Source organism: Pseudaquabacterium rugosum, assembly GCF_038066575.1.
Lineage (GTDB): Bacteria > Pseudomonadota > Gammaproteobacteria > Burkholderiales > Burkholderiaceae_C > Pseudaquabacterium > Pseudaquabacterium rugosum.
Window position 1 is genome coordinate 124,334 of the sequence record NZ_JBBUTF010000007.1, and the last position, 24,972, is coordinate 149,305.

Annotated in this window: 21 protein-coding genes and 1 pseudogene; 12 read left to right on the forward strand and 10 right to left on the reverse strand. The window is 73.2% G+C overall.

Going from position 1 to position 24,972, the window contains the following annotated elements:
• Positions 1-181: 181 nt before the first annotated feature.
• Both AACH11_RS09325 and AACH11_RS09330 read right to left on the reverse strand, forming a co-directional pair.
• Positions 182-1,345, reverse strand: a complete 1,164-nt coding sequence (locus AACH11_RS09325) for a LacI family DNA-binding transcriptional regulator (RefSeq protein ID WP_341373941.1) — start codon at positions 1,343-1,345, stop codon at positions 182-184.
• A gap of 113 nt (positions 1,346-1,458) precedes the next feature.
• On the reverse strand, positions 1,459-3,591 hold the full coding sequence (locus tag AACH11_RS09330) for a sigma-54-dependent Fis family transcriptional regulator (RefSeq protein ID WP_341373942.1): 2,133 nt from the start codon (positions 3,589-3,591) through the stop codon (positions 1,459-1,461).
• Between the two features lie 357 nt (positions 3,592-3,948).
• On the opposite strand from AACH11_RS09330, the gene exaC reads away from it, so the two are divergent.
• The 8 genes from exaC to AACH11_RS09370 all read left to right on the forward strand — a co-directional run bounded on the left by exaC (position 3,949) and on the right by AACH11_RS09370 (position 13,156).
• Entirely contained in the window at positions 3,949-5,472 is a 1,524-nt protein-coding gene (gene exaC, locus AACH11_RS09335) for an acetaldehyde dehydrogenase ExaC (protein ID WP_341373943.1), read from the forward strand.
• Positions 5,473-5,607: 135 nt separating this feature from the next.
• A complete protein-coding gene (locus AACH11_RS09340) occupies positions 5,608-6,009 on the forward strand; it encodes a DUF779 domain-containing protein (RefSeq protein ID WP_341373944.1) in 402 nt (133 codons plus the stop codon).
• Positions 6,010-6,274: 265 nt separating this feature from the next.
• On the forward strand, positions 6,275-7,228 hold the full coding sequence (locus AACH11_RS09345; RefSeq protein ID WP_341373945.1) for a helix-turn-helix domain-containing protein: 954 nt from the start codon (positions 6,275-6,277) through the stop codon (positions 7,226-7,228).
• A 204-nt stretch (positions 7,229-7,432) separates the two neighbouring features.
• The gene (locus AACH11_RS09350; protein ID WP_341373946.1) at positions 7,433-8,500 is read left to right on the forward strand and encodes an ABC transporter substrate-binding protein; all 1,068 of its coding nucleotides are present in this window, start codon (positions 7,433-7,435) and stop codon (positions 8,498-8,500) included.
• 61 nt (positions 8,501-8,561) lie between these two features.
• On the forward strand, positions 8,562-9,377 hold the full coding sequence (locus AACH11_RS09355) for an ATP-binding cassette domain-containing protein (RefSeq protein WP_341373947.1): 816 nt from the start codon (positions 8,562-8,564) through the stop codon (positions 9,375-9,377).
• Positions 9,374-10,633 carry a sugar ABC transporter permease gene (locus AACH11_RS09360; protein WP_341373948.1) on the forward strand — a complete coding sequence of 420 codons (1,260 nt, stop codon included), beginning with the start codon at positions 9,374-9,376 and terminating at the stop codon, positions 10,631-10,633. The genes AACH11_RS09355 and AACH11_RS09360 overlap by 4 nt, the downstream gene beginning before the upstream one ends.
• 28 nt (positions 10,634-10,661) lie before the next feature.
• On the forward strand, positions 10,662-11,390 hold the full coding sequence (locus AACH11_RS09365; protein WP_341373949.1) for an SDR family oxidoreductase: 729 nt from the start codon (positions 10,662-10,664) through the stop codon (positions 11,388-11,390).
• Positions 11,391-11,506: 116 nt separating this feature from the next.
• Positions 11,507-13,156, forward strand: coding sequence for an FGGY-family carbohydrate kinase (locus AACH11_RS09370; RefSeq protein ID WP_341373950.1), 1,650 nt, complete (start codon positions 11,507-11,509; stop codon positions 13,154-13,156).
• A gap of 186 nt (positions 13,157-13,342) precedes the next feature.
• Here the strand turns inward: AACH11_RS09370 and AACH11_RS09375 are convergent, their stop codons facing one another.
• Positions 13,343-14,320: a DUF6976 family protein gene (locus AACH11_RS09375; protein WP_341373951.1), complete on the reverse strand. Its 978-nt coding sequence runs from the start codon at positions 14,318-14,320 to the stop codon at positions 13,343-13,345.
• A gap of 100 nt (positions 14,321-14,420) precedes the next feature.
• Positions 14,421-14,636 (reverse strand): hypothetical protein, encoded by a 216-nt coding sequence (locus AACH11_RS09380; protein ID WP_341373952.1) that lies wholly within the window; start codon positions 14,634-14,636, stop codon positions 14,421-14,423.
• Positions 14,637-14,898: 262 nt separating this feature from the next.
• Between AACH11_RS09380 and plsY the strand changes: the two are divergent.
• The 4 genes and pseudogenes from plsY to AACH11_RS09400 all read left to right on the forward strand — a co-directional run.
• A pseudogene (gene plsY / locus AACH11_RS09385) lies at positions 14,899-15,528 on the forward strand (glycerol-3-phosphate 1-O-acyltransferase PlsY); the annotation flags it as partial.
• Between the two features lie 167 nt (positions 15,529-15,695).
• The gene (locus AACH11_RS09390) at positions 15,696-16,040 is read left to right on the forward strand and encodes a RidA family protein (RefSeq protein ID WP_341373953.1); all 345 of its coding nucleotides are present in this window, start codon (positions 15,696-15,698) and stop codon (positions 16,038-16,040) included.
• A 315-nt stretch (positions 16,041-16,355) separates the two neighbouring features.
• Positions 16,356-16,982, forward strand: coding sequence for a HupE/UreJ family protein (locus tag AACH11_RS09395; RefSeq protein ID WP_341373954.1), 627 nt, complete (start codon positions 16,356-16,358; stop codon positions 16,980-16,982).
• On the forward strand, positions 16,979-17,638 hold the full coding sequence (locus AACH11_RS09400; protein ID WP_341373955.1) for a hypothetical protein: 660 nt from the start codon (positions 16,979-16,981) through the stop codon (positions 17,636-17,638). The genes AACH11_RS09395 and AACH11_RS09400 overlap by 4 nt, the downstream gene beginning before the upstream one ends.
• Positions 17,639-17,696: 58 nt before the next feature.
• Here AACH11_RS09400 and AACH11_RS09405 read toward each other — a convergent pair whose 3' ends face one another.
• The 6 genes from AACH11_RS09405 to AACH11_RS09430 all read right to left on the reverse strand — a co-directional run bounded on the left by AACH11_RS09405 (position 17,697) and on the right by AACH11_RS09430 (position 24,933).
• On the reverse strand, positions 17,697-18,329 hold the full coding sequence (locus AACH11_RS09405; protein WP_341373956.1) for an L-threonylcarbamoyladenylate synthase: 633 nt from the start codon (positions 18,327-18,329) through the stop codon (positions 17,697-17,699).
• 132 nt (positions 18,330-18,461) lie between these two features.
• Positions 18,462-19,475 carry a DMT family transporter gene (locus tag AACH11_RS09410; protein WP_341373957.1) on the reverse strand — a complete coding sequence of 338 codons (1,014 nt, stop codon included), beginning with the start codon at positions 19,473-19,475 and terminating at the stop codon, positions 18,462-18,464.
• Entirely contained in the window at positions 19,472-20,323 is an 852-nt protein-coding gene (locus AACH11_RS09415; RefSeq protein WP_341373958.1) for a 3',5'-nucleoside bisphosphate phosphatase, read from the reverse strand. Before AACH11_RS09415 ends, AACH11_RS09410 begins: the two co-directional genes overlap by 4 nt.
• 242 nt (positions 20,324-20,565) lie before the next feature.
• Entirely contained in the window at positions 20,566-21,717 is a 1,152-nt protein-coding gene (locus tag AACH11_RS09420; protein WP_341373959.1) for a PQQ-dependent sugar dehydrogenase, read from the reverse strand.
• Positions 21,718-21,763: 46 nt separating this feature from the next.
• On the reverse strand, positions 21,764-23,659 hold the full coding sequence (locus AACH11_RS09425) for a single-stranded-DNA-specific exonuclease RecJ (protein ID WP_423228721.1): 1,896 nt from the start codon (positions 23,657-23,659) through the stop codon (positions 21,764-21,766).
• 263 nt (positions 23,660-23,922) lie between these two features.
• Positions 23,923-24,933 carry a hypothetical protein gene (locus tag AACH11_RS09430; RefSeq protein ID WP_341373960.1) on the reverse strand — a complete coding sequence of 337 codons (1,011 nt, stop codon included), beginning with the start codon at positions 24,931-24,933 and terminating at the stop codon, positions 23,923-23,925.
• Positions 24,934-24,972 lie beyond the last annotated feature (39 nt).

Here is a 24,972-nt window from a genome sequence, read left to right on the forward strand (position 1 = left end):
ACCAGGGCGTGCGCGGCCTCTCCTGGGAGAAAGCGCGGTTTTCACTCGCGCGACCGCCGGCCCGGGCCGTGCCCGGGCGGGTGGGGGTGGAAAGTGGGTGACCGTCTGGGCGGCGCTTGTGACAGCGTGGTGACCGGTGCCGGGCCCGCCATGGGGCGTGGTCCGGCGGCCCGGCCGGCCGTCAGAAGGCCGGGGCGGGCGGACGGTCCGCGGTGTCCGTGGGCGGGGCGTCGAGCACGATGTCGACCGGCGTCGGGCCCGCCGCGGGCGCCGCCGGATGCGGCGCCTGGGCCGGTGCCGGCCAGGGCGTGGTCAGGCTCTCGCGCGGATCCAGCCGGCCGGCCACGGCCTGCAGCGGCTGGGCCAGCGCCAGCCCGGCGGCGGCGGTGCGCAGCTGGTCCAGCGCGGCGCCGGCCAGCACGTCGGCATCGGCCCGCCAGACGGCGATCGCCGGCCAGACCCGGTCGGCGCCCGGCGCATCGGCCAGCGCCAGCACGCTGAGCTGCTGCGGCAGGGCCCAGCCGGCGGCCTGCAGGGCCGCGCACAGGCCGAGTGCCGCATCGGCATGGTGGACGAGCACCGCCGTCGGCGGCTCGGCCATCGCGCACAGCCGCGCGGCGGCGGCCGCACCGCCACCGGCATGGGGCTCGCCCTGCAGCAGCCAGTCGGCCTGCGGCGCGATGCCGGCCAGCTGCAGCGCGTCATGCCAGGCCTGCTGCTGGGTGGCGCTGGCGTCGAGCATCGGATCGCCCCCCAGCAGCGCGATGCGGCGGTGGCCGAGGGCCAGCAGCTGTGCCATCGCGCCCCGGGCGTCGAGCGCCCCGTCGGGCGCGACGGCCGGCAGCCGTGGGTCGGGCGTGTGGGCATCCTCGATCGCCAGCACCGGCAGTCCGGCGTCGGCCAGCGCTTCGACGAGGCCGAACTGGGCGGGGCGCAGGGCCAGCAGCGCGTCGCAGCTGTGGGTCAGCAGGGCCAGCGCGCGCTGCGGCGGTTCGGGCGAGGGCTCGGGCAGCGGGCTGACCAGCAGGCCGTCGCCGCGCGCGGCCGTCTGCCGTGCCAGCGCATCCAGCAGCGCGCCGACGAAGGGCGCGCCCGGATCGGGTGCCAGCACGCCGATGACCAGCGGCCGGTTGGCCACCACCGGTCCGCCGCTGCCGCGCGAGGACGCCAGGCGCTGGGCGCTGCGGTTGCCGACATAGCCCATCTCGGCGGCCAGCTGCTGGATCATCGTGCGCAGCGCGGCCGAGACCCCGGGCTGCTGGTTCAGGGCCCGCGACGCGGTCATGGCCGAGACGCCGGCGGCGGCGGCGATCTGGGCCAGCGTGGGGGGCGTGGGCTTGCTCATCAGGGCAGGGCGGGACGGAAGGGTGCGGGCAGCGGGCAGTCGGCGCCGCGAGGGCGCGCGCAGCCCCGCGTTATACCCGTTGTGCGCGGGCCGTCCGTCGCGTCGGGCCGGCCTCAGCCCGCCTGCATCGCCCGCAGCTTGCGGTAGAGCGTGTTGCGGCTGATGCCCAGGCGCCGCGCGGCCTCCGACAGGTTGCCGTTGCAGGTCTCCAGCACCCGGCGCAGCGTGGCCTGCTGCTGCAGCCGCAGGTCATGCGGCGCCTCCTCCAGCGAGACCGGGCCGTCGGCTTCGGGGCGCGGGGCCCGCAGCGCGGCGAGATCCTCGGCCAGGTCGTCGGGCAGGTGCGGCCAGTCGATCACGCTCTCGTGGTCGGACAGCAGCGCGCAGCCGGTGCGCAGCGCATTGGCCAGCTGGCGCAGATTGCCCGGCCAGCGGTAGCGCTCGAAGGCCATCTGCAGCGAGGGCGACAGGCTCAGGCCGCGCTGCGGCTCGAACTCGCCGAGCATGCGCTGCAGCAGCGCCACCAGGTCCTCGCGCTCGCGCAGCGCGGGCAGTTGCAGGCTCAGGCCGTTGATGCGGTAGTACAGATCCTCGCGGAAGCGCCCGTCGGTGATGGCCTGGCGCAGCTGGCGGTGGGTGGCGCAGATCAGGGTGAAGTCCACCGGCACCGCCTTGCCGCCGCCCAGCGGCACCACCGCGCGCTCCTGCAGCACGCGCAGCAGCCGGGCCTGCATGGCCAGCGGCATGTCGCCGATCTCGTCGAGGAACAGGGTGCCGCCGTGGGCCTCGCGCACGCGGCCGGGCGCACCCTCGCGGCGGGCGCCGGTGAAGGCGCCGGGCTGGTAGCCGAACAGCTCGGCCTCGATCAGCGTCTCGGGCAGCGCCGCGCAGTTGACGGCGACGAAGGGGGCCTTGCGGCGCGGCCCGCTGTCGTGCACCGCCCGCGCGAACCATTCCTTGCCGACGCCGGACTCGCCCTGCAGCAGCAGCGCGATCGGCTTGTCGAGCACGCGCCGGGCGCGGGTGATGGCCGCACGCAGCGTCGCATCCCCGGTGTCGAGACGGCCGAGCGCATCGTTGGCGGCCGACAGCTGCGGCGCACGGCCGCCGACGCCGTCGAGCCCGTCGTCGTCCAGGCCGTCCGCGCTGTGCAGGCGGCGGGCCGGGCCGTCGGTGGGCGCGATCGGTACGGCGGTCCGGGGCCGGGGCGCCGTGGCCCGGCCGTCGGTGGCCGCGGCCACCGGCTCCGCGGGCGCCGCCGTCTGGCCCAGGGCCACCTGCAGCCCGGGCAGCACCCGGCTGCCGGCCTCCATGCGCAGCCACAGGCGCTGGCCGTCCGGCCGCTGGCAGGGGCGCGCCAGCTCGGGCTGCGAGGCCCAGCGCAGCAGCTGCTCCAGCGGCAGGCCCAGCACTGCCTCGATGCGGGCATGGCCGAGGGCCTGCTGGCCCAGGCCCAGCAGCTTCAGCGCCTGGCTGTTGGCGCCGATCAGCAGCCCGTCCTCGGCCAGCGCCAGCAGGCCCTCGCCGAGCGTGCCCAGGCCCTCGGCCTGCAGGTGCAGGCGCAGCCGCAGGCCGCCGGCATGCCAGGTGTCGAACAGCCGGTGCTCGACCATCTGCGCCGCCGCGCAGGCCAGGCCCAGCGTGTGGCCGAGGTGGCCGGGCTGCCAGCCGCGCTGCTCACCGGAGATGTCGATCACGCCGATCAGCCGCCCGGCCGGATCGACGATGGGCGCGGCCGAGCAGGTCAGGAAGGCGTTGCGGTCCAGGAAGTGCTCGGCGCCGTGGATGACCACCGGCTGCTGTTCGACCAGCGCGGTGCCGATGGCGTTGGTGCCGCGGTACTGCTCCTGCCAGGTGGCGCCCGGGCGCAAGGCCACGCGCTCGGCGCGGCCGAGGAAGCCGCCCTCGCCGAGCGCCTGCAGCACCATGCCCTGGGCATCGGCCAGGATCAGCACGCTGTCGGTGGTCTGCACGTGCGGGGCCAGGAACTCGAGCACCGGCCGTGCGTGCGACATCAGCTCGTACTGGCGCTCGAGCGCGCGGGCCAGCTGCGCCGCCGACGCGTGCGGCCCGCCGGACCGCCGGCCGGCCGGACTCAGGCCGGCGCCCACGCTGCGTTGCCAGCTGCGTGCCAGCAGCGGACCCAGCAATTCGGCGTCGGCCTCGCCGTGGTCGAGCAGCTGCTGTCGCGCACGACGCAGTTCGAGATTGGAGCGGGGGACAGGGCGCACCAGGGGCAGATTCATCGCAGGCCTGTTCAGGGACTCGTGATCCCGTCGTTATGCAACGTCGTTCATGAGTGCTTTCCCGGGAACGCTTCCGATTTCAGCAGAAAAGCGTTCCTCGGCTGTGCAAGGTCGTGACAGTGACAGGCCTTGCGCAGGCAGTTGGCACAGATGTTTGCAGGATCGGTGCCAGAGCAGGGCGGTATTCCGGCAGCTTTTCCATCGATTCCGGTGCAAAGGACTGTCACAGGGCGTGTGGCATGCCGGCTGCACCCATTCTGTCCAGCGAGCCGGCGGTCACCCCGGTGGCCGCCTCGCGTGAACCAGGAGCCGGTGCCCACCGGCGCCGTCCTTGCCCGAACCTCGAAGGAGACACAGATGACTGTCTACGCTGCTCCCGGCGCCGCCGGTGCCAAGATCGCCTACAAGGCCCGTTACGACAACTTCATCAACGGTCAGTTCGTCGCCCCCGCCGACGGCCAGTACTTCGACGTCATCACCCCGATCAACGGCAAGGTCTACACCCAGGCCGCCCGCTCGACCGCCGTCGACGTCGAGCGCGCCCTGGACGCTGCCCACGCCGCTGCCGCCAAGTGGGGCAAGACCTCGCCGGCCGAGCGCGCCAACACGCTGCTGAAGATCGCCGACCGCCTGGAAGCCAACCTCGAGCTGCTGGCCTACGCCGAGTCGGTCGACAACGGCAAGCCGATGCGCGAGACGCTGAACGCCGACATCCCGCTGGCCGTCGACCACTTCCGCTACTTCGCCGGCTGCCTGCGCGCCCAGGAAGGCTCGATCTCCGAGATCGACCACAACACGATCGCCTACCACTTCCACGAGCCGCTGGGCGTCGTCGGCCAGATCATCCCCTGGAACTTCCCGATCCTGATGGCCGCCTGGAAGCTGGCGCCCGCCATCGGCGCCGGCAACGTCGTCGTGCTCAAGCCGGCCGAGTCGACCCCGATCAGCATCCTGGTGCTGGTCGAGCTGATCGCCGACCTGCTGCCCCCGGGCGTGCTGAACATCATCAACGGTTTCGGCCGTGAGGCCGGCATGCCGCTGGCCACCAGCAAGCGCATCGCCAAGATCGCCTTCACCGGCTCGACCGCCACCGGTCGCGTGATCGCCCAGGCCGCCGCCGGCAACCTGATCCCGGCCACGCTGGAGCTGGGCGGCAAGTCGCCCAACCTCTTCTTCGACAACGTGATGGCCGAGGACGACGAGTTCCTCGACAAGGCGATCGAAGGCCTGGTGCTGTTCGCGTTCAACCAGGGCGAGGTCTGCACCTGCCCGAGCCGCGCGGTGATCCAGGAGTCGATCTACGACCGCTTCATCGAGCGCGCCCTCAAGCGCGTGGCCGCCATCAAGCAGGGCAACCCGCTGGACACCGAGACCATGATCGGCGCCCAGGCCAGCCAGATGCAGATGGACAAGATCCAGTCCTACCTGGAACTGGGCAAGCAGGAAGGCGCGCAGGTGCTGATCGGTGGCAACCGCGCCGAGATCGGTGGCGACCTGGCCGGCGGCTACTACGTCCAGCCGACCCTGTTCAAGGGCCACAACAAGATGCGCATCTTCCAGGAAGAGATCTTCGGCCCGGTGCTGGCCGTGACCACCTTCAAGGACGAGGCCGAGGCCCTGCAGATCGCCAACGACACGCCGTACGGCCTGGGCGCCGGCGTGTGGACGCGTGACGGCAGCCAGGCCTACCGCCTGGGCCGTGCCATCCAGGCCGGCCGCGTGTGGACCAACTGCTACCACGCCTACCCGGCGCACGCCGCCTTCGGTGGCTACAAGGAATCGGGCATCGGCCGCGAGACCCACAAGGCCATGCTGGACCACTACCAGCAAACGAAGAACCTGCTGGTCAGCTACAACCCGAACAAGCTGGGCTTCTTCTGATCCTGGCGGTGCGGTGCGCGGGCCCTGTGGCGCGCGTGCCGACCCCATCGAGCCGGGCGCGCCGTGGGCCGCCCGCTGATCCCACCAAGGGCGGCCCACGGGCCGCCCTTCGTCGTTTCCGGAGCCTGCCCGACCATGTCCCGACTGACCGCCACCCCGGCCGCCACCGCCCTGATCGAGCGCCTGCGCGCGCGCCACGGCGAGGTCTTCTTCTACCTCAGCCACGGCTGCTGCGACGGCACCACCCCGCTGTGCCTGGCGCCGGGCGAGATGACGCTCTCGCCCACCGACCGCCGCTGGGGCACGGTGGCCGACGCCGCCTTCTGGCTGTCCGCCGGCCAGGCCGAGTACCTGGCCAGCATCGCGCTGACGCTGGACGCCCAAGCCGGCAACAACGGCGCCTTCAGCCTGGAGGACGGCAGCGGCGAGCGCTTCGTGCTGCAGCAGCGCCTGATGACGGACGAGGAGCTGGCGGCGGCCACCGCCCCTGGCGCCCCGGATGCGGGCATGCCGGCCGGCCCCGCATCGCTCGGCTGAGCCCCGTGGCCCGGGCCTCCTGCCCGGGTCCGATCCGGCCAGCCTAGGGAAACTACGCAATCCCGACGGTGTGGGCTGGCTTCGATGTCAAGAAAGTACAGGTCACCGGCCTGCGCCGTAGTAGTGGCGCGCGCGGCCGGATCCTAAGATGCACGCCATCGGACAGCGGTTTTCCCCGCCGTCCGCGCCCGGCGGACCGCAGCGCCGGTGCGCTTCCAGGGCCCGCTTCCGGCCATTCCGCGTTGCATCCGAAGGAGACCGAGTGATGAAACCTGATCTTGAAGTCGTGCAGATCGGTCAGGCGGAATCGTTCAAGGCCTGGGAACACGGGTATCCGTACCACACGGTGCGCTGGCATTTCCATCCGGAATATGAGCTGCACCATGTCGTGCACACCGACGGCCAGTTCTTCGTCGGTGATTTCATCGGCGCCTACGGCCCGGGCCAGCTGGTGCTGACCGGCCCCAATCTGCCGCACAACTGGGTCAGCGATCTGCCGGCCGGGCGCGCGGTGCCGCTGCGCAGCCGGGTGCTGCAGTTCACCGAGCGCTTCATCCACGACACCACCGCGCTGCTGCCCGAGCTGGCGGCACTGCAGCCGCTGCTGCAGCTCAGCCGCCGCGGCGTGCTGTTCACGGCCCACACCACGCGCCAGGTGGCGCTGCTGCTGGCCGAACTGGTGGCCGCCGGCGGGCTGCGGCGCATCGAGCTGTTCATGTCCATCGTCGGCGCGCTCAGCCGCGATGCGGGTGCCGCGCCGCTGGCCAGCGAGGCCTATCACCCGGATCCCTCGGGCTTCATGGCCACCGGCATCAACGAGGCGCTGGCCCATATCCGCGCCCACCTGACCGAGGATTTCAATGAAACCGATCTGGCCGGCATTTCCCGGCTGAGCCCGAGCGGTTTTTCGCGCAGTTTCCGGCGCCACACCGGCATGGGTCTGGCGCAGTACGTGAACCGGCTGCGCATCAATCTGGCCTGCCAGCTGATGATGAGCGAGCCGTCGATGCCGATCACCGACATCTGTTTCGCCGCGGGTTTCCGCAACATCTCGAACTTCAACCGCCAGTTCCTGCGCCAGAAGGGCCTGAACCCTTCGCACTTCAGGGCGTTGCTGGCCGGTCGCACGGCCGAGGCCGTCGCCGATCGCGCGGCTGATCCGAGGGCCGACGCGCCGCCAACGCCGCCCGCGGTGGCGGCCGAGGCCATGGCCGCCTGAGGCCGCGGGGCGATCCGCCCCCGGGCCGCGCCGGCCCGTTTCTCACCCTCCCACACGACCGGTGATCCGCGCCCGACGCGGACCGCCCGGCCGTCTGCATCCCGACGTTCCGCGACGCCGGCGCGCGGAGCGCTTCCACGAGGCCCTTCAGGGCCCTTGCCCGGCAGGCCGGCCTGCCACGTTCATACCCCCAGGAGACAGACGATGAACCCGACGCTCAAGACCCTGCTGCGTGCGACCCTGTGTGCCGCGGGTGCCGCCGCGGCCGCCGGCAGCACCGGCGCGCTGGCCGCCCCGGCCGGCACCGTGGCCTTCCTGATGCCCGACCAGGCCTCGACCCGTTACGAGCAGCACGACTGGCCGGGCTTCAAGGCCGAGATGGCCCGTCTGTGCCCGGACTGCAAGGTGCTCTACCAGAACGCCAATGCCGACGTCTCGCTGCAGCAGCAGCAGTTCAATTCGGTGATCGCGCAGGGCGCCAAGGTCATCGTGCTCGATCCGGTGGATTCCACCGCCGCGGCCTCGCTGGTGCGCTCGGCGCAGTCGCAGGGCGTCAAGGTCATCGCCTATGACCGTCCGGTGCCGGCCACCCCGGCCGACTTCTACGTCTCCTTCGACAACGAGGGCATCGGCCGGGCCATCGCCGAGTCGCTGATGCAGCAGCTCAAGGCCATGGGCGTGCCCACCGGCAAGGGCGGCGTGCTGCAGGTCAACGGCTCGCCCACCGACGCGGCCGCCGGCCTGATCAAGAACGGCATCCGCGCCGGCATCAAGGCCGGCGGCTACAGGACGCTGGCCGAGTTCGACACGCCGGAATGGGCGCCGCCCAAGGCCCAGCAGTGGGTCAGCGGCCAGATCACGCGCTTCGGTGGCGAGATCGTCGGCGTGGTGGCGGCCAACGACGGCACGGCCGGCGGCACCATCGCCGCCTTCAAGGCCGCCGGCCGCAAGCCGGTGCCGCCGGTCAGCGGCAACGACGCCACCCTGGCCGCGCTGCAGCTGATCATCGCCGGCGATCAGTACAACACCATCTCCAAGCCCAGCGAGATCGTGGCCGCCGCCGCCGCGCGGGTGGCCGTCGGCTTCCTCGACGGCAAGGCGCCCAAGGCCGAGACCACGCTCTACAACACGCCCTCGCAGCTGTTCACGCCGGCGGTGGTGACGGCGAAGAACCTGAAGGCCGAGATCGTCGACAAGGGCATCGCCAGCGCCGAGCAGCTGTGCACCGGCCGCTATGCCGAGGGCTGCCGCACGCTGGGCCTCACGCGCTGAGTCCGTCCTGCGGGGCGGCGGCGCTCGCCGCCCGCCGCCCCGCGTCCTTCCGGAGATTCCCATGAACGACGACGCGAAGCCCGCGCGTGGCCGGCCCGTGCTGAGCCTGCGGCGCATCTGCAAGCAGTTCGGTGCCGTCTCGGCGCTGACCGACATCGACCTCGACGTGCATGCCGGCGAGGTGGTCGCACTCGTCGGCGACAACGGCGCCGGCAAGTCCACCCTGATCAAGGTGCTGGCCGGCGTGCATCAACCCACGTCCGGCACGATCACCTTCGATGGCCGCGAGGTCACGCTCGACAGCCCGTCCCGGGCGCTGGATCTGGGCATCGCCACCGTGTTCCAGGACCTGGCGCTGTGCGAGAACCTGGACGTCGTGGCCAACATCTTTCTCGGCCGTGAGAAGGACCCCTGGCAGCTCGACGAGGTGGCGATGGAGGTGCGTGCCTGGACGCTGCTCAACGAGCTGTCGGCGCGCATCCCGAGCGTGCGCGACGTGGTCGCCGCGCTGTCGGGCGGCCAGCGGCAGACGGTGGCCATCGCCCGCTCGCTGCTGCTCGACCCGCAGCTGATCATGCTCGACGAGCCCACCGCGGCCCTCGGCGTGGCGCAGACCGCCGAGGTGCTGAACCTGATCGAGCGCGTGCGTGACCGCGGCCATGCCGTGATCATCATCAGCCACAACATGGAGGACGTGCGGGCGGTGGCCGACCGCATCGTCGTGCTGCGCCTCGGGCGCAACAACGGCGTCTTCACGCCCGACTCCTCGAACCAGGAACTGGTCGCCGCGATCACCGGCGCCAGCGAGAACGCGGTGTCGCGCCGCGCCGTCCGGCGCCAGAGTCTGCGCGACGCCCCACTGGAGCACACCCCATGAACCCGCATTCCCCCGCGGCGGTCGCACCGCCGCCGCTGCTCGATCGCAGCGATGTCCGCGTCCACCACGCGTCCACCCTCGGCGAGGCCGTCGCCGCCTTCGCCGCCCGGGTGCGCGCGGGCGATCTGGGCTCGCTGCCGGTGGTCGTCGGCCTGCTCATCATCTGGAGCGTCTTCTCGCTGCTCAATCCGGTCTTCCTGTCGCCGGACAACCTGGTCAACCTGCTGTTCGACTGCTCGACCGTCGGCGTCATCGCGCTCGGCATCGTCTGCGTGCTGCTGCTCGGCCAGATCGATCTGTCGGTGGGCTCGATGAGCGGCTTCGCCTCGGCCCTGGTCGGCACGTTGTGGGTGAACCAGGGCTGGCCGGTGGCCGCGGCCATCGCTGCGGCGCTGGCGGTGGGCGCGGGTTTCGGCGCGCTGTACGCGGCGCTGCTCAACCGGCTGGGCATGCCCAGCTTCGTCACCACGCTGGCCGGGCTGCTGGCCATCCTCGGCATGCAGTTGTGGGTGCTGGGGCCGAGTGGCTCGATCAACCTGCCCTACGGGGCGGCCATGGTCGAGTTCGGCCAGTCGATGGTGCTGCCCACGCCGCTGTCGTGCGTGCTGGCCCTGCTGCCGGGTGCGGCGATGCTGGCCGGCGGGCTGCGCACGCGGGCCCGGCGCACGGCGGCCCGGCTGTCGGCGCCGTTGCTCGGCGGCCTGCTGGCGCGCAGCCTGGGGCTGTCGGCGGTGCTGGTGGCCATCGTGCTCTACCTCGGCCAGGGTCGCGGCGTGCCGCTGATGTTCGCGCTGTTCGTCGCGCTGGCGGTGCTGCTGCAGTACGCGCTGCAGCGCACCCGCTGGGGGCGCTCGATGTTCGCCGTCGGCGGCAACCCGGAGGCGGCGCGCCGCGCCGGCATCCCGGTGCGGGCGATCTACACCAGCGCCTTCGTGCTGTGCGCCGGTCTGTCGGCGCTCGGCGGGGTGCTGGCGGCCGCGCGCCTGGCCTCGGCCAGCCAGCAGGCGGGCACCGGCGACGTCAACCTGAACGCCATCGCCGCGGCGGTGATCGGCGGCACCAGCCTGTTCGGCGGCCGCGGCAGCGCCTGGTCGGCGGTGCTCGGGATCATCGTCATCCAGTCGATCGCCAGCGGCCTGACGCTGTTGAACCTGTCCTCGTCGCTGCGTTTCATGATCACCGGCGCCGTGCTGGCGATCGCGGTGATCGTCGATTCCCTGGCGCGGCAGTCCCGCGTCTCGCACGGCCGCGCCTGAGCGCGCGGTGCCTCCGGAGCAGATTCCCATGAGTGTTTCCATCGCGGGCAAGGTCGCCGCCATCACCGGTGCCGCCTCGGGCATCGGCCTCGAATGCGCGCGCCAGCTGCTGGCCGCCGGCGCCAGCGTGGTGCTGATCGACCGGGACGCCGATCGCCTGGCGTCGCTGTGCGCCGAGCTCGGCCCCGGCGCCCGGCCGCTGGTGCTGGACCTGCTGCAGCCGGCCGAGGTCTCGGCCCTGCTGCCGCGCATCCTGGCGCTGGCCGGCGGGCTCGACATCTTCCACGCCAATGCCGGGGCCTACATCGGCGGGCCGGTGGCCGAGGGGGACCCCGACGTCTGGGACCGGGTGCTGCAGCTCAACGTGGCCGCGGCCTTCCGCAGCGTGCACGCGGTGCTGCCGCACCTGATCGCGCAGAAGTCGGGTGACATCGTCTTCACCAGCTCGATCGCCGGCCTGGTGCCGGTGGTCTGGGAGCCGGTCTACACCGCGTCGAAGTTCGCGGTGCAGGCCTTCGTCCACACCACGCGGCGGCAGCTGGCGCCGCACGGCATCCGCGTCGGCGCCGTGGCGCCGGGGCCGGTGGTCACCGCCTTGCTCGACGACTGGCCGCGGGCGAAGATGGACGAGGCCCTGGCCAACGGCAGCCTGATGCAGCCGCAGGAGGTGGCCGAGGCGCTGCTGTTCATGCTGACGCGACCGCGCGGCGTGACGGTGCGCGACCTCGTCATCCTGCCCAACAGCGTCGAGCTCTGAGCGCCACCGGGTCCGCGGGCTGCCGCCCGCCGGGCCCGGGTGCGACACCCGCCCGATCTCCGCCCGATCCCTCCCCGCGACCCGTCGTCGCGGGACCGAACCGCCGAAAGGACTCCATGACCGCCGCAGACAGCCGCCACGTGATCGGCGTGGACGTGGGCACCGGCAGCGCACGCGCCGGCATCTTCGACCTGCGTGGCCGCATGATCGCCAGCGCCCGCCACGACATCACCACCTTCCACGCGGCCGGCGCCATCGTCGAGCAGTCCAGCGCCCAGGTCTGGCAGGCCGTCTGCCACGCCGTGCGCCAGGCCCTGGCCGAGGCCGCGCTGGCGCCGCACCAGATCGCCGGCCTCGGCTTCGACGCCACCTGCTCGCTGGTGGTGCTGGGCGAGGGCGGCCGCCCGCTGCCGGTGGGCCCCAGCGAGGACCCGGCGCGCGACATCATCGTCTGGATGGACCACCGCGCGGTCGAGCAGGCCGCGCGCATCAATGCCGGTGCCCATCCGGTACTGCGTTATGTGGGTGGCCGCATCTCGCCCGAGATGCAGACGCCGAAGCTGCTGTGGCTGCGCGAGCGGCGGCCGCAGGTCTTCGACGCCGCCTGGCAGTTCCTCGACCTGACCGACTTCCTGAGCTGGCGCGCCACCGGCGACCTGGCCCGCTCGACCTGCACCCTGACCTGCAAATGGACCTATCTGGCCCATGAGCGACGCTGGGACGACGACTACTTCCAGCGCATCGGCCTGGGCGTGCTGGCCGACGAGGGCTACCGCCGCATCGGCACCCGCGTGGTCGAGCCCGGTACCGCGCTGGGGCAGGGGCTGAGCGCGGCGGCTGCCGCCGAGCTGGGCCTTGCGCCGGGGACACCGGTGGCCGCCGGTCTGATCGACGCCCATGCCGGCGGCCTGGCCACGGTCGGCGCGCCGGGCGATCCCCGTGACAGCCTGGCCTATGTCTTCGGCACCTCGTCGTGCACGATGACGACCACGCGCGAGCCGGTGTTCGTCCCTGGCGTCTGGGGGCCCTACCACTCGGCGATGGTGCCTGCAGCCTGGCTCAACGAGGGCGGGCAATCGGTGGCCGGCGCGGCGATCGACCGTCTGCTGGGCCTGCACCCGGCAGCCGCGTCGGTCCGCCAGACCGCCGCGCAGCAGGGCCTGGCGCTGGCCGAATGGCTGGCGCAGCAGCTGGCCCAGCGCCATCCGCAGGCCAGCGACAGCGTGCGCCTGGCCGCCGGCCTGCACGTGGTGCCGGAGTTCCTCGGCAACCGCGCGCCCCATGCCGATCCGCAGGCGCGCGGCGCCATCGTCGGCCTCGGCATGGAGACCGACACCGACAGCCTGCTGGCGCTGTACGTGGCCGGTCTGCTGGGCATCGGCTACGGGCTGCGCCAGATCATCGAGGCCCAGACGGCCGCCGGCGCGCCGATCCGCCAGATCGTCATCAGCGGCGGCGCCGGCCGCCTGGATCTGGTGCGCCAGCTGCTGGCCGACGCCACCGGCTGCCCGGTGATCGCCACCCAGGCCGACGAGCCGGTGCTGCTGGGCGCGGCCATGCTCGGCGCGGTGGCCGGCGGCTGCTTCAGCGCGGTGCCGGGCGCGATGGACGCGATGTCCCATCGGGGCCGCAGCCATGCGCCGGTCGAGGGCGAGCTCGCGGCCCTGCACGCTCGGCGCTATCAGGCCTTCGTCCGCCTGCAGGACGTCATGCGCGAGCTGCGGGCGCAGGAGGCCGCGGCCGTGGGCTCGGCGCCGGCCGCCTAGCCCGCCGGCTGGTGCCAGGGTCGGTGCCAGGGTCGGTGCCAGGGCCGGTGCCAGGGCCGGTGCCAGGGCCGGTGCGCGCCGTGGCCGGCCATGAAAAAAGGGCCGGCTCACGCCGACCCTTCACCGCCTCGCGGCGGGCTGCGGGATCGTCCCAACGACGTCCCCGTGCTCGTGTGCGGGTTCAGGTCACTGGATGCGGACCATCACCAGCGTCTGGTTCAGCAGCTGGTAGGCCACCTCGCCGAAGGTCACCGGGCCGGCGACGCCGCCGATGGCCTTGCCTTCCAGCTCGCCGAACAGGAAGTTCAGGATGCAGTTGCAGCCCATCACCACGCCGGCCGGATCCACGTCGCCCAGGCGGGCGCGGAAGGCGCCGGCATAGTCGGCCACCGGCCCGGCGAAGCGGTAGTCGACGCCCGGGAACAGCGGTGCATACAGGTTGACGCCGTCGGCATCCAGGCTCTGGATCGAGGCGTTCAGATGGGCGCCACCGAAATCGCCGACCAGCGGCAGCTTGCCGTGCTCCAGGCCGCGGCCGCGCACGTAGTCGGCGAAGCTGCGGCGCTCGCCGTTGACCAGCACGCTGGTCTGGCGGAAGCTGGTTTCCTCGAAGCGCAGCACGTCGCCGCCATCGGGCTCGAACAGGTTGACGATCTCCAGCGAGACCAGCTTGTCGGCCGGCACGTTGACGTAGGCCACGACCGTGCGGTCCTCGTGCTTGGTGGCGCTGCGGCCGTCATAGACCTTGGGGCTGATCTTGCCCAGGTCGTTCAGGTGCACGCCCGAGATCCAGCCGACGGTCGGCTTGAGGAAGGCGTCCTCGTAGCTGGCGGCCTCGGCCGAGAAGCGCTGGTGGCACTGGCCGCCGGCCGGGATGATGGTGAAGGAAAAGCCGTTGTCCGGCGCCTTGCCGGCGATCGAGGCCAGTTCGTCGGCACCGTAGCAGGCGAAGCTGACCGTGCCCATGCCACTGAGGTCCGTCGCGAAGACCTGACCGTCGGTGACGACCTTGCCGCCCTCGGCGGTCATGAAATAGGGGATGGTGCCGGCGACCCAGTTGCCGGCCGGCAGCTGGTCCAGTGCGGACTCGGGGCCGGCGAGCGTCAGCGGCGTGCCGCGGCGGATCAGGTCGGCCGCTTCGGCGACGGTGATGAGCTTGTTCATGGTCTGGAGGTCCGGATGCGGTGTCTGGGGCGTCTCGCGCGGGCCGCGGGCGGCTCCGGCTGCGGTCGCGTCGGGGAGGGTCTCGAGGGGTCTGCGCCCGTCAGAGCGCCGCCAGCTGGGCCACTTCGGCCGGCAGCGCGCGCTCCCACTTGGCGAAGAACGCCTGGATCTCCTTGACCTTGACGTCCATCGGATCCGTGCTGCGCTCGATGCGCTTGCTCAGCAGCTGGGTGCCCAGGTGCTGGGTCTTGAGGCGATTGAGGGCACCGGTGGCCAGCTTCTGCCAGCAGGGATGGTTGGGTGCGGGAAGGCTCATGGTCGGGGCATCCTTCGGGGGGCGCGTCGTGGCGGCGCCTGTGTCAGGCCGTTCAGGCAGTTCAGGAAGGCGCCCGTGGTACTGCTCCCTGGCGCCTGTGTGGACATCGGCATCTCCCGCCGCGGACTTGAGCGGTGGGGTGCTCCGTGACAACCCGGGGGCGTTCGGAGCCACGATCGGGGCCCGTGCGTGACGTGCGCTGCGCCGCGCGCACCGGTCCTCCGGTGGACGGTGCGGCGGCGCAACGTAAACTCCCGCCCCTATGGATGAAGTCGCCTGGATTGATCTGGCCTACCCGTACACGGCCTTTGTGCTGGCCTACCTGCTGGGTTCGCTGTCGTTTGCCGTCATCGTCAGCAAGGCGATGCGTCTGCCGGATCCGCGCGAGTACGGCTCGGGCAACCCGGGGGCGACCAATGTGCTGCGCTCGGGCCACAAGCTGGCCGCGGTGGCCACGCTGCTGCTGGACGCGGCCAAGGGCTATGTGGCGGTGTCGCTGGCCCAGCACTATTCGCTGCGCTTCGATTTCGACGACACCACGATCGCCTTCTGCGGCGTGGCCGCCTTCATCGGACATCTGTTTCCGGTGTTCTTCCGGTTCCAGGGCGGCAAGGGCGTGGCCACGGCGGCCGGCGTGCTGCTGGCCTACGAGCCCATGCTGGGCGTGGCCACGCTGCTGATCTGGGCGCTGGTGGCGCTGATCACGCGCTATTCGTCGCTGGCGGCGATCCTGGCGTCGATGTTCGCGCCGGTCTTCATGATCGCCTACTACGACCGCCCCACCGGCACGCTGGCCGTGGCGGTGATGAGCCTGCTGCTGGTCTGGCGCCACTGGCGCAACATCCTGCGCCTGACGCGTGGCTCCGAGCCGCGCATCGGCGAAAAGGAGCAGCCCAAGAAGCGGCGCCGCCACCGCAAGCTGCGCAGCGCACCGATCGGCGAGTTCCGCCCCAGCATGCTCGATGCGTCGATGAGCACGCAGACCGGCGAGCCGCCGGAGCTGCCGGTGGTAGGCTCGCCCTCCGTTCCCGAATACCGGGGTTCCAAGGAAAGTCACTGATGGTTCAGCGTTTTGATGTCGGTGCCCGCATGTCCGAAATGGCGGTGCACAACGGGGTGGCCTATCTGGCCGGTCAGGTCGCGGCGGCTGCGGCCCCGACGATCGAGGAGCAGACCCGCGAGGTCCTGGCCGCGGTCGACGCGCTGCTGGCACGTGCCGGCACCGACAAGACCAAGATCCTGCGCGCGCAGATCTATCTGGCCGATCTGGCCGATTTCCCCGGCATGAACGGTGTCTGGGAGAGCTGGGTCGTCGCCGGTCACACGCCTCCGCGTGCGACGGTGCAGGCCGCGCTCGCCAAGCCCGAATGGAAGGTCGAGATCGTCGTCACCGCGGCGATCTGAGCCGGTCGTCCCGTGCAGGCCTGATCCGGGCCTGCCGACGGTCACCGCCCGGTGGCCGGGGCTGCAAGGATGATCTGACGCCAGCGGCGGCCCGAGTGCCTCGCTGGCGTCGTCGTTTCGGGGGGGCTTCCGCCCTGCCGAGCGGGTGCGCCGGGCGGAAATCTCCACGCCACACGGCTGCGGCATACTGGTCCGGACGTCCCCGGGCGTTGCCGCCCGGGCCTCTCCTTCCTCCTGCTGCGTGCCGGGTCTCGTCTTCTGTCTGCCGCGGGCCGTGGCGGATGTCGATCGGGTCAGGTGACGTGGATCCCCTCCATGATGTCCGTCGTCAAGCGCCTTCCGTCGCCCTCGCTGCCGCGTCCGTCCCGCGGTCTGGTCCTGTTGCTGCTGGCCCTGTGTGCCGGTGCGGCGCGGGCGCATGACGGTGCCGCCGGGCTGGCCGGCGGCTTCCTCAGCGGCTTCATGCATCCGCTGGCCGGGCCGGACCATGTCGTGGCGATGGTGGCCGTCGGCCTGTGGGGCGCGGTCCTGGGCCAGCCCGCGCTGTGGTTGCTGCCGGTGGTCTTTCCGCTGGTGATGGCCGTCGGCGGTGCGCTGGGCGTGCTGGGGGTGCCGCTGCCGGCTGTCGAGACCGGCATCGCGCTGTCCGGCCTGGTGCTGGGGCTGGCGGTGGCGCTGGCCGTGCGGCCGCCGCTGTGGCTGGCGGCGGTGCTGGTCGGGATCTTCGCGGTCTTCCACGGCCATGCCCACGGCACGGAGCTGCCGTCGGCCGCCAGCCCGCTGGCCTACAGCCTGGGCTTCGTGCTGGCCACCGGGCTGCTGCACCTGGCCGGCATCGGCTGTGGCGCGCTCTGGCGGGGGCGGACGGGCCGGCTGGCCGTGCGCGCCGGCGGTGGGGCGATCGCGCTGGCCGGCGCCGGCTTCCTGCTGCACGTCTGGTGAGCCGGCCGCAGCCGGTGCCGCGCTCCTGGGAGGGCCTGCGGCGCCAGGCGATCGGTCGGGCGCTGGCCGCTGGGCTGATGGCGGCCAGCCTGCCGGCCGGTGCGCACAGCCCGTCGACCGGTCTCAAGGGCTTGTATGCCGGCGTGCTGCATCCCTGGGGCCATGTCCCGGGCGCCTTGCTGCTGATCGTGCTCGGCCTGTGGCTGGGCCAGGGGCGACGGGCCTGTGCGCCCCTGGTGTCCGCCCTGGCCACCGTGTCGACGCTGGTGGCCGCCGCCGCCGGCCTGTTGCCGGCCCTGCCTGCGGCTGCCGTGCTGCTGGCCGCGGTCGCTGTCGGTCTGCTGCTCATCCTGGCCTGGCCCTCGCGCGAGCAGGGCGGGCGGGCGGCGTGGGCGGCGCCGGTGCTGGCGCCGCTGGCCTTCGTGCTCGCCGCCTGGGCCGGTGGACCGGATGCGCCGCTGCCGCGCGAGCTGGCCAGCCTGTGGTCGCTGACCGGCATGGCGCTGGGGTGCTGGCTGATGCCGGCCTATGCCGCGCTGGCGGCGATGGCCCTGCAGCGGCGGGGCTGGCTGGCCGTCGGCCTGCGGGTGATCGGGGCCTGGATCGTGGCCGCGGCGCTGCTGGTGCTGGCCCTGCAGCTGCGCGCGCCGGCCTGAGCGGCCCGGCGCGATCGCGTGCTGGCCCACGTCGGCCTGCGCGGATGGGGCCCGGCGCTCAGTCCGGCGCCAGGCCCAGCCGGGCCGGATCGCCACGGCCCAGTCGCACCAGACGCGGCTCGCCCTCGGTGAGGTCGATCACGGTGGTCGGGGCCATCGCGCAGGCCCCGGCATCGAGCACCGCCTGCACCGTGTGCTCGAAGCGCTCGCGGATCTCCTGCGGATCGTTCAGCGGCTCGTCCTCGCCGGGCGGGATCAGCGTGGTGGCCAGCAGTGGCTGGCCCAGCTCCTCCAGCAGCGCCTGGGTCACGCGGTGCTCGGGCACGCGCAGGCCGACGGTGCGGCGTGACGGGTGGCTGAGCCGGCGTGGCACTTCCTTGGTCGCCTCGAGGATGTAGGTGTAGGGGCCGGGCGTGCCCGCCTTCAGCAGCCGGTACTGGCGGTTGTCGACGCGGGCGTAGTTGGCCAGCTCCGACAGGTCGCGGCACAGCAGCGTCAGGTGATGGCGTTCGTCGACCTGGCGGATGCGGCGCAGCGCGGTGGCGGCGTTCTTGTCGTCCAGGTGGCAGACCAGCGCGTAGCTGGAATCGGTGGGCACCGCGCAGACACCGCCCGCGTGCAGGATCTGCGCGGCCTGGCGCAGCAGCCGCGGTTGCGGGTTGTCGGGGTGCAGTTCGAAGTACAGGGACATGCGGGAGACCGGGAGCAGGCGAGGGCAGCGCCGGGAAGGACGACGGACGGCGGACGGACCCGCCACGCGGCACCGGGGCCACCCTCGCCCCGGCGCGACCCTGGGCGGCCGCCGGCCCGATCATCCCCCCGATCAGTCGGTCACGGTGTCGGCCTGGACCGCATTGGTGGCCGCCGGGCGTCGCAGATTGAGCCAGGCACTGGTCGCGCCGCAGCCGGTGATGACCGCGATGCCGACCCAGGACCAGTCGTCCGGCCAGTGGCCGGCGACGAGCCAGGCCATCAGGGTGGCCCAGGCGATCTGGCTGTAGCTGAACGGCATCAGCAGGGACGCCGGCGCCTGACCCAGCGCCAGGATCAGCACCAGATGGCCGATGGTGCCCAGCAGGCCGACCAGCGCCAGGATGGCCCAGGGGCCGGGGCCGAGTTCGTCCAGGCCGTCCCAGGGGGTCAGGCCCTGGGCCAGCAGCCAGGCGCTGCCGATGATCACGCCGACCCAGCCGGTGCACAGGTGGGTGGCATAGGGATCCTCCAGCGAGGCCAGGCGCCGCGTCAGCACCTGGAAGCTGCCGAAGGCCAGCGCGCCGGCCAGCGGATACAGCGCCCCGGGGCCGAACAGGGCACCGCCCGGCCGGATGATGATCAGCGCGCCGACCATCGCGCCGGCCACCAGCGCCCAGCGTCCGGCCGACACCCGTTCGCCGAGCGCGAAGGCCGCCAGCGCCGTGGCCAGCACCGGCGCCAGCATCACCACCGCGGTGAACTCGGGCACCGGCAGATGGCGCAGGCCGAGGAAGCTGCAGACGGTGGAGACCATCAGCAGCAGGCCGCGCATCAGCTGGAACTTCGGATGCGCGATGCGCAGCGGCCGGCGCCGGGCCAGGAACCACAGGCCCATCAGCCCGCCCTGGGCCAGGTAGCGCCACCACAGCATCACGACCACCGGCAGCACCAGACCGCCGGTGGCGTGTCCCGAGGACAGCTCGCGCACGGCGGTGTCCATGCCGGCGAAGCAGGCGGTGGCCAGCAGCATCAGCGCCAGGCCGGCGGCGGGATGGGCGGCCGCCGGGGCTTCGGCCGCCGAGACCGGCAGGGGGGGCGATGCCGGGGCCCGGACCAGGGGCGCCGCCGGGGGGGTGGGGGTCAAGGTCGCGCGGGGCGCAGCTTCTGCCATACGGGGGTCAGGCGGCCGGACAGATCGGGCAGGGCGCCCAGATCGGTGCGGCTTTCCTCGGGAGAGTGGAAGTCACTGCCGCGCGAGGCGAGCAGGTCGAATTCGAGCGCCAGCTCCTGGTACTTGAGCACGTCGGCCTGGCCGTGGCTGCCGGTCAGCACCTCCACGCCCAGACCGCCGTGCTGGCGGAACTCGGAGAACAGCGCGTATTCCTCGTTCGGCGTGAGGCGGTAGCGCCCGGGATGGGCGACCACCGCGATACCGCCGGCACCGGTGATCCAGCCGACCGCGTCGCCCAGCTTCGCCCAGCGGTGGGGCACATGGCCGGGCTTGCCGTCGGCCAGGTAGTGGCGGAACACCTCGTGCGTGCTGGCGCACACGCCGGTCTCCACCAGCCAGCGCGCGAAGTGGGTGCGCGAGATCAGGTCCGGGTTGCCGACATAGGCCAGCGCGCCCTCGAAGGCACCCTTGTGGCCGACCTGGGCCAGCGCATCGGCCATCTCGTGGGCCCGCTGCAGGCGGCCGCCGCGGGTGGCCGCCAAGCCCTGGCGCAGCGCTGCGTGGTCGGGATCGAAGCCCAGGCCGACGATGTGCACCGTCACGCCGATGAAGGTGACCGAGACCTCGACGCCGGTGACGAAATCCAGCCCCAGGGCGCGGGCGGTGCGCGCAGCCTCGTCCAGCCCCGAGATCTCGTCATGGTCGGTCAGCGCCCACAGCTCGACGCCGTTGGCGTGGGCCCGGGCGGCCAGGTCGGCGGGGCTGAGCGTGCCGTCGGAGTGGCGGCTGTGGCAGTGCAGGTCGGCGTTGATCAGGTGCACATCCGGGATTGTCCTCGGTCCGCGCTGTGCCTGCAGGCCGCAAGAGATGGCAACCCTGCCGGCTTCCCCGGGCTTGAGGCCATGGAAACAAACTAACGCCTGATGGTTGCGGCTCCAGGCGGGGCGGTCGGTCTGGAGGAGGTCGGGCGACGGGAGGCGGCGGGTGGTTGCGGCCCGGCCGCTCAGGAGCGCTCAGGAGCGCCCAAGTGCTCTCAAGTGCGCTCAAGGGCTCTCGAGTGCCTTCAGGGCCGCAGCCGCAGGATCCGGCCGTCCGGGCTGTCGGTCAGCAGGTACAGCCAGCCGTCGGGGCCCTGGCGCACGTCGCGGATGCGCTCGCCCAGGTCCTGCAGCAGGCGTTCCTGGGCGACCGGGCGCTGGCGTTCGTCCAGCGTGATGCGCACCAGGGCCTGGGCCCGTAGCGCACCGATGAACAGGCTGCCCTGCCAGCCGGGATAGCGCTCGCTGCTCAGGAAGGCCATGCCGCTGGGGGCGATCGAGGTCGGGCCCCACCACAGCAGCGGCGGCTCGACATCGGCCCGCTCGCCGCCCTCGCCGATGCGGGTGCCGGTCACGTAGTTGCGGCCCCAGGTCACCTCGGGCCAGCCGAAGAAGCGCCCGCCGCGGGTCAGGTTCAGCTCGTCGCCGCCCTGCGGGCCGTGCTCGGTCGTCCACAGCTCGCCGGTGCGCGGGTGCAGTGCGGCGCCCTGCGGGTTGCGGTGACCCCAGCTCCAGATCTCGGGCCGTGCGCCGCTGCGCCCGGTCAGCGGGTTGTCGGCGGGCGCGCGGCCCTCGGTGTCCAGGCGCACGATCTTGCCCAGCGCGTTGTCCAGTTTCGGCGCCTGGTCCTTGGCGCTGAAGCGCTCGCCCAGCGTCAGGAACAGGCGGCCCTGGCGGTCGAAGACGATGCGCCCGCCGTAGTGCAGCGCGCCGCCGAGCTTGGGCTGCTGGCGGTAGACGACCTGCACCTCGCTCAGGCGCGGCGGCTGGCTGTCGGGATCGAGCCGGCCGCGGGCCAGCGCCGTGCCGTTGCGTGAGCCGTCCGCGGCATCGGCCTCGACGTAGCTCCACCAGACGCGCTGGTTCTGCCGCCAGTCGGGGTCGAGCACCACGTCCAGCAGGCCGCCCTGACCGCCGGCGACCACCGGCGGCAGCCCGGCCACCGGCGCGCTCAGCCGGCCGTCGGCCGCGACCACGCGCAGCCGGCCCGGGCGCTCGGTCACCAGCATCCGGCCGTCGGGCAGGAAGGCCAGCGACCAGGGGTTGACCAGGCCGTGGGCGACCGTCTCGGCCTTGGGCGCCGCACGGGCCGGGGCCGGGGCGGCGGCCAGGAGCAGCACCGCCGAGAGCGCGAGGGCGAGGGTGAGGGCTGTGGGGGTGGAGCGGCGTGCGGTCATCGCGTTCGGAGTGTCCGTGGGAGCGAAGGTTTCAGCCCGCGTGGCTTCAGCCCACCGCCGCCTCGACCACCATCTGCAGCCGGCTCTGGCCCTGGAACTCGTCGAGCGCGACGCGGTAGGCCAGGCGCACGCGCTCGGGCACCGGCTCGGTGTGGCCGAACCAGATCGCGTCGCGCGGGGCGGCGTCGGGGCGGGCGGTGCAGCGCACGCGCAGCTTCAGGTGCTTCTCGCCGACCAGGCGCTGCTGGATCACCTGCACCTCGTCGCAGAACAGCGGCGGCTCGAAGCCCTGGCCCCAGACCTGGGCGTCGAGTGCGGCCACCGTCTGCGCCTGCCAGTGTTCGGCCGGCAGCGGGCCGTCGGTGGACAGGCGGCGGGCCAGGGTGTCGGGTGCCAGTTGCGCCGCGGCCACCTCGCGCAGCGCCTGGGCGAAGCGCGGCCAGTCGGCCTCGGCCAGCGTGCAGCCGGCGGCCATCGCGTGGCCGCCGAAGCGCTGGAACAGCCCCGGATGGCGCTTGGCCACCAGGTCCAGCGCGTCGCGCAGGTGGAAGCCGGGGATCGAGCGGCCCGAGCCCTTGAGCCAGCCGTCCTGGCCGCGCGCCAGCACGAAGGTCGGCCGGTGCAGCCGGTCCTTGATGCGGCCGGCGACGATGCCGACGATGCCCTCGTGGAACTCGGGGTCGAACAGCACCAGGGCGGGCGGGATGGCGGCGGCCGCGGCCCGCTCCGTGGCTGCGGAGGTTCCGGCGGGCTGGTCGGCATCCGCCCGTCCGACTGCGCCATCGGCCTCGCGGGCCGCGGTGGCCGTGGAGTCCGTTGAGGCCGCGGTGGCCACGACGCAGGCCTGCAGCAGATCGCCCAGCTGCTCGTCGAGCCGGGCCTCGGCCTGCAGCCGCATCTCGGTCTCGATCACGCGGCGTTCGCGGTTGATCGCGTCGAGCTGCTGGGCGAGCTGCAGCGCCCGCGCGCTGTCGTCGGTGGCCAGGCATTCGATGCCCAGCGTCATGTCCGACAGGCGGCCGGCGGCGTTGATGCGCGGGCCCAGCGCGAAGGCGAAGTCCTGGGCCGAGGCGCGGGCCGGCTGGCGGCCGGCGGCCGTGAACAGCGCGGCCACGCCGGGCTGCATCTGGCCGGCGCGCACGCGCTTGAGGCCCTGCGCCACCAGGCGGCGGTTGTTGGCATCGAGCTTGACCACGTCGGCCACGGTGCCGAGGGCCACCAGATCCAGCAGCGTGTCCAGCCGCGGCTGCGGCACGCCGGCCTCGTCCCAGACGCCGCGCGCGCGCAGCTCGGCACGCAGCGCCATCAGCACGTAGAACATCACGCCGACGCCGGCGATCGCCTTGCTGGGGAAGTCGCAGCCGGGCTGGTTCGGGTTGACGATCACGTCGGCCTCGGGCAGCCGCACCTGGCCGGCGTCGTCGACGGCCGGCAGATGGTGGTCGGTGACCAGCACGCGCATGCCGCAGGCGCGGGCATGGGCCACGCCCTCGACGCTGGCGATGCCGTTGTCCACCGTCACCAGCACGCGCGGAGCCTGGGCGCGGGCCAGCTCGACGATGGCCGGCGTCAGGCCGTAGCCGTGGACGGCGCGGTCGGGCACGACATAGCCGATGACCGGGGCCGGCGTGCCGCGGGCCGCGGCCAGCGCACCGCCGAGCAGGCGCAGGCCGCGCAGCGCGACGGCGCAGGCGGTGGCGCCGTCACAGTCGTAGTCGGCGACGATGCAGATGCGCTCGCCGGCGGCCAGCGCATCGGCCAGCAGCCGCGCGCCGTCGGTGCAGCCGGCCAGCTGCTGCGGCGGCAGCAGCCGGGCCAGGCCGTCGTCGAGCTCCTGCGCCTCGCGCACGCCGCGGGCGGCCAGCAGCCGTGCCAGCAGCGGCGGCACGCCGGCCTGCTCCAGCGCCCAGGCGGCGCGCGGCGGCACGTCACGCTCGATCAGCTGCGGGGCGGGGGCGGCCCAGGTCTGCGGCGGCGGGTTGTCGGTGGCGGGCGGCACGGCCGCGCCCGACGACGCCCCGGCTCCGGCCCGTCCGTCGGACCGCGGATCGGCGATCGCCAGCGGCGTCACGGGGCGCGGCGCATCCTTCGGCGTCGTGGTGGTGGTGGTGGTGGTGGTGGTGGTGGCCGTGGCCGTGGCCGTGGCGGCCGGCGTTTCGGCGGCCGGTTCGGCCGGTGTGGCCGCGTCGAAATCGAACAGGTCCTTCACAGCGCCTCCAGCACCGGGCGGGCGGGCTGGCGGGCGCCGGGGCGCAGCCGCTGCCACAGCGACAGGGATCCGGCCGCGCGCTGCCAGCTGCGCGCATGGCGTTCGCCGCACAGCGTCAGCGTCACGGCCTGGCCGGCACGGGCGGCCTCCAGCAGCGGGGCCAGCGTCAGCGCGTCCACGCGCTGCCAGGCCTGGACCCAGGCGGCCAGATCGCCAGCCAGGGCCGGTGCGCGCAGGTGCTCGACGAGTTCGGGCTCGGGCGCCGTCGTGGCTGCGCCACCCGCCGCGCCACCCACTGCGCCCGCACGGCCGGTGCGCGCGGCGTCGGTGGCCGGCCGCGGCCCGCCGCCCGACAGCCAGAACGAGTTGATCGCCTGCAGCCCGCGCGCCTCGCGCGCCGCGTTCACCGGATGGGCGTGCCACAGCATCTGCGCCTCGGCCTGCAGGCGGCGCACGCGCAGCGCATCCGGGTGGCTGTTCAGCCACGGATCGACATTGCGACCGACCACCCGGTCCAGCGAGGCGCAGGGCAGGCGGGCCAGCCGTTCGTGCGTCAGGTACCAGCGCGTGGGTCGGGCCCGGTGCAGCGTGTAGCCCTCGTCCTCGGCCAGCGGGTGCAGGGCGTCGAACAGCGCCTGCGCCTCGGCCTCGGACAGATCCAGCGTGGCCGGGTCGGTCAGCGAGACCTGCTCGGTGCCCATGTGCCAGTGCACCGGGTGCAGCCAGGCGACGCCGCGCTGCGGATCGTCGGGCAGGCGCACGCCGTCGGCCGCGGCCGCGGCGGCGGCCAGCGGCAGCAGGCCGTCGGCCAGCGGCCAGCCGCGCGCACGCGCCAGCACCCGCTCATGCGGCGGGCTGAGGTCGAGTTCATCCCCGGCATCGCCGTCCTGCGGGGCGGCTGCGGTCAGCAGCGCCAGCAGGCGTTCGAGGTGGGGCAGGTCGAGGCCGGCGAGGGCCTGCGGATCGGCGCCGGCGCCCGGGCCGGCAAAAGGAAGCACCAGGTGCATGCGGCCCATTATCGGGGGGCCGCGCGCCACGGCCGGATC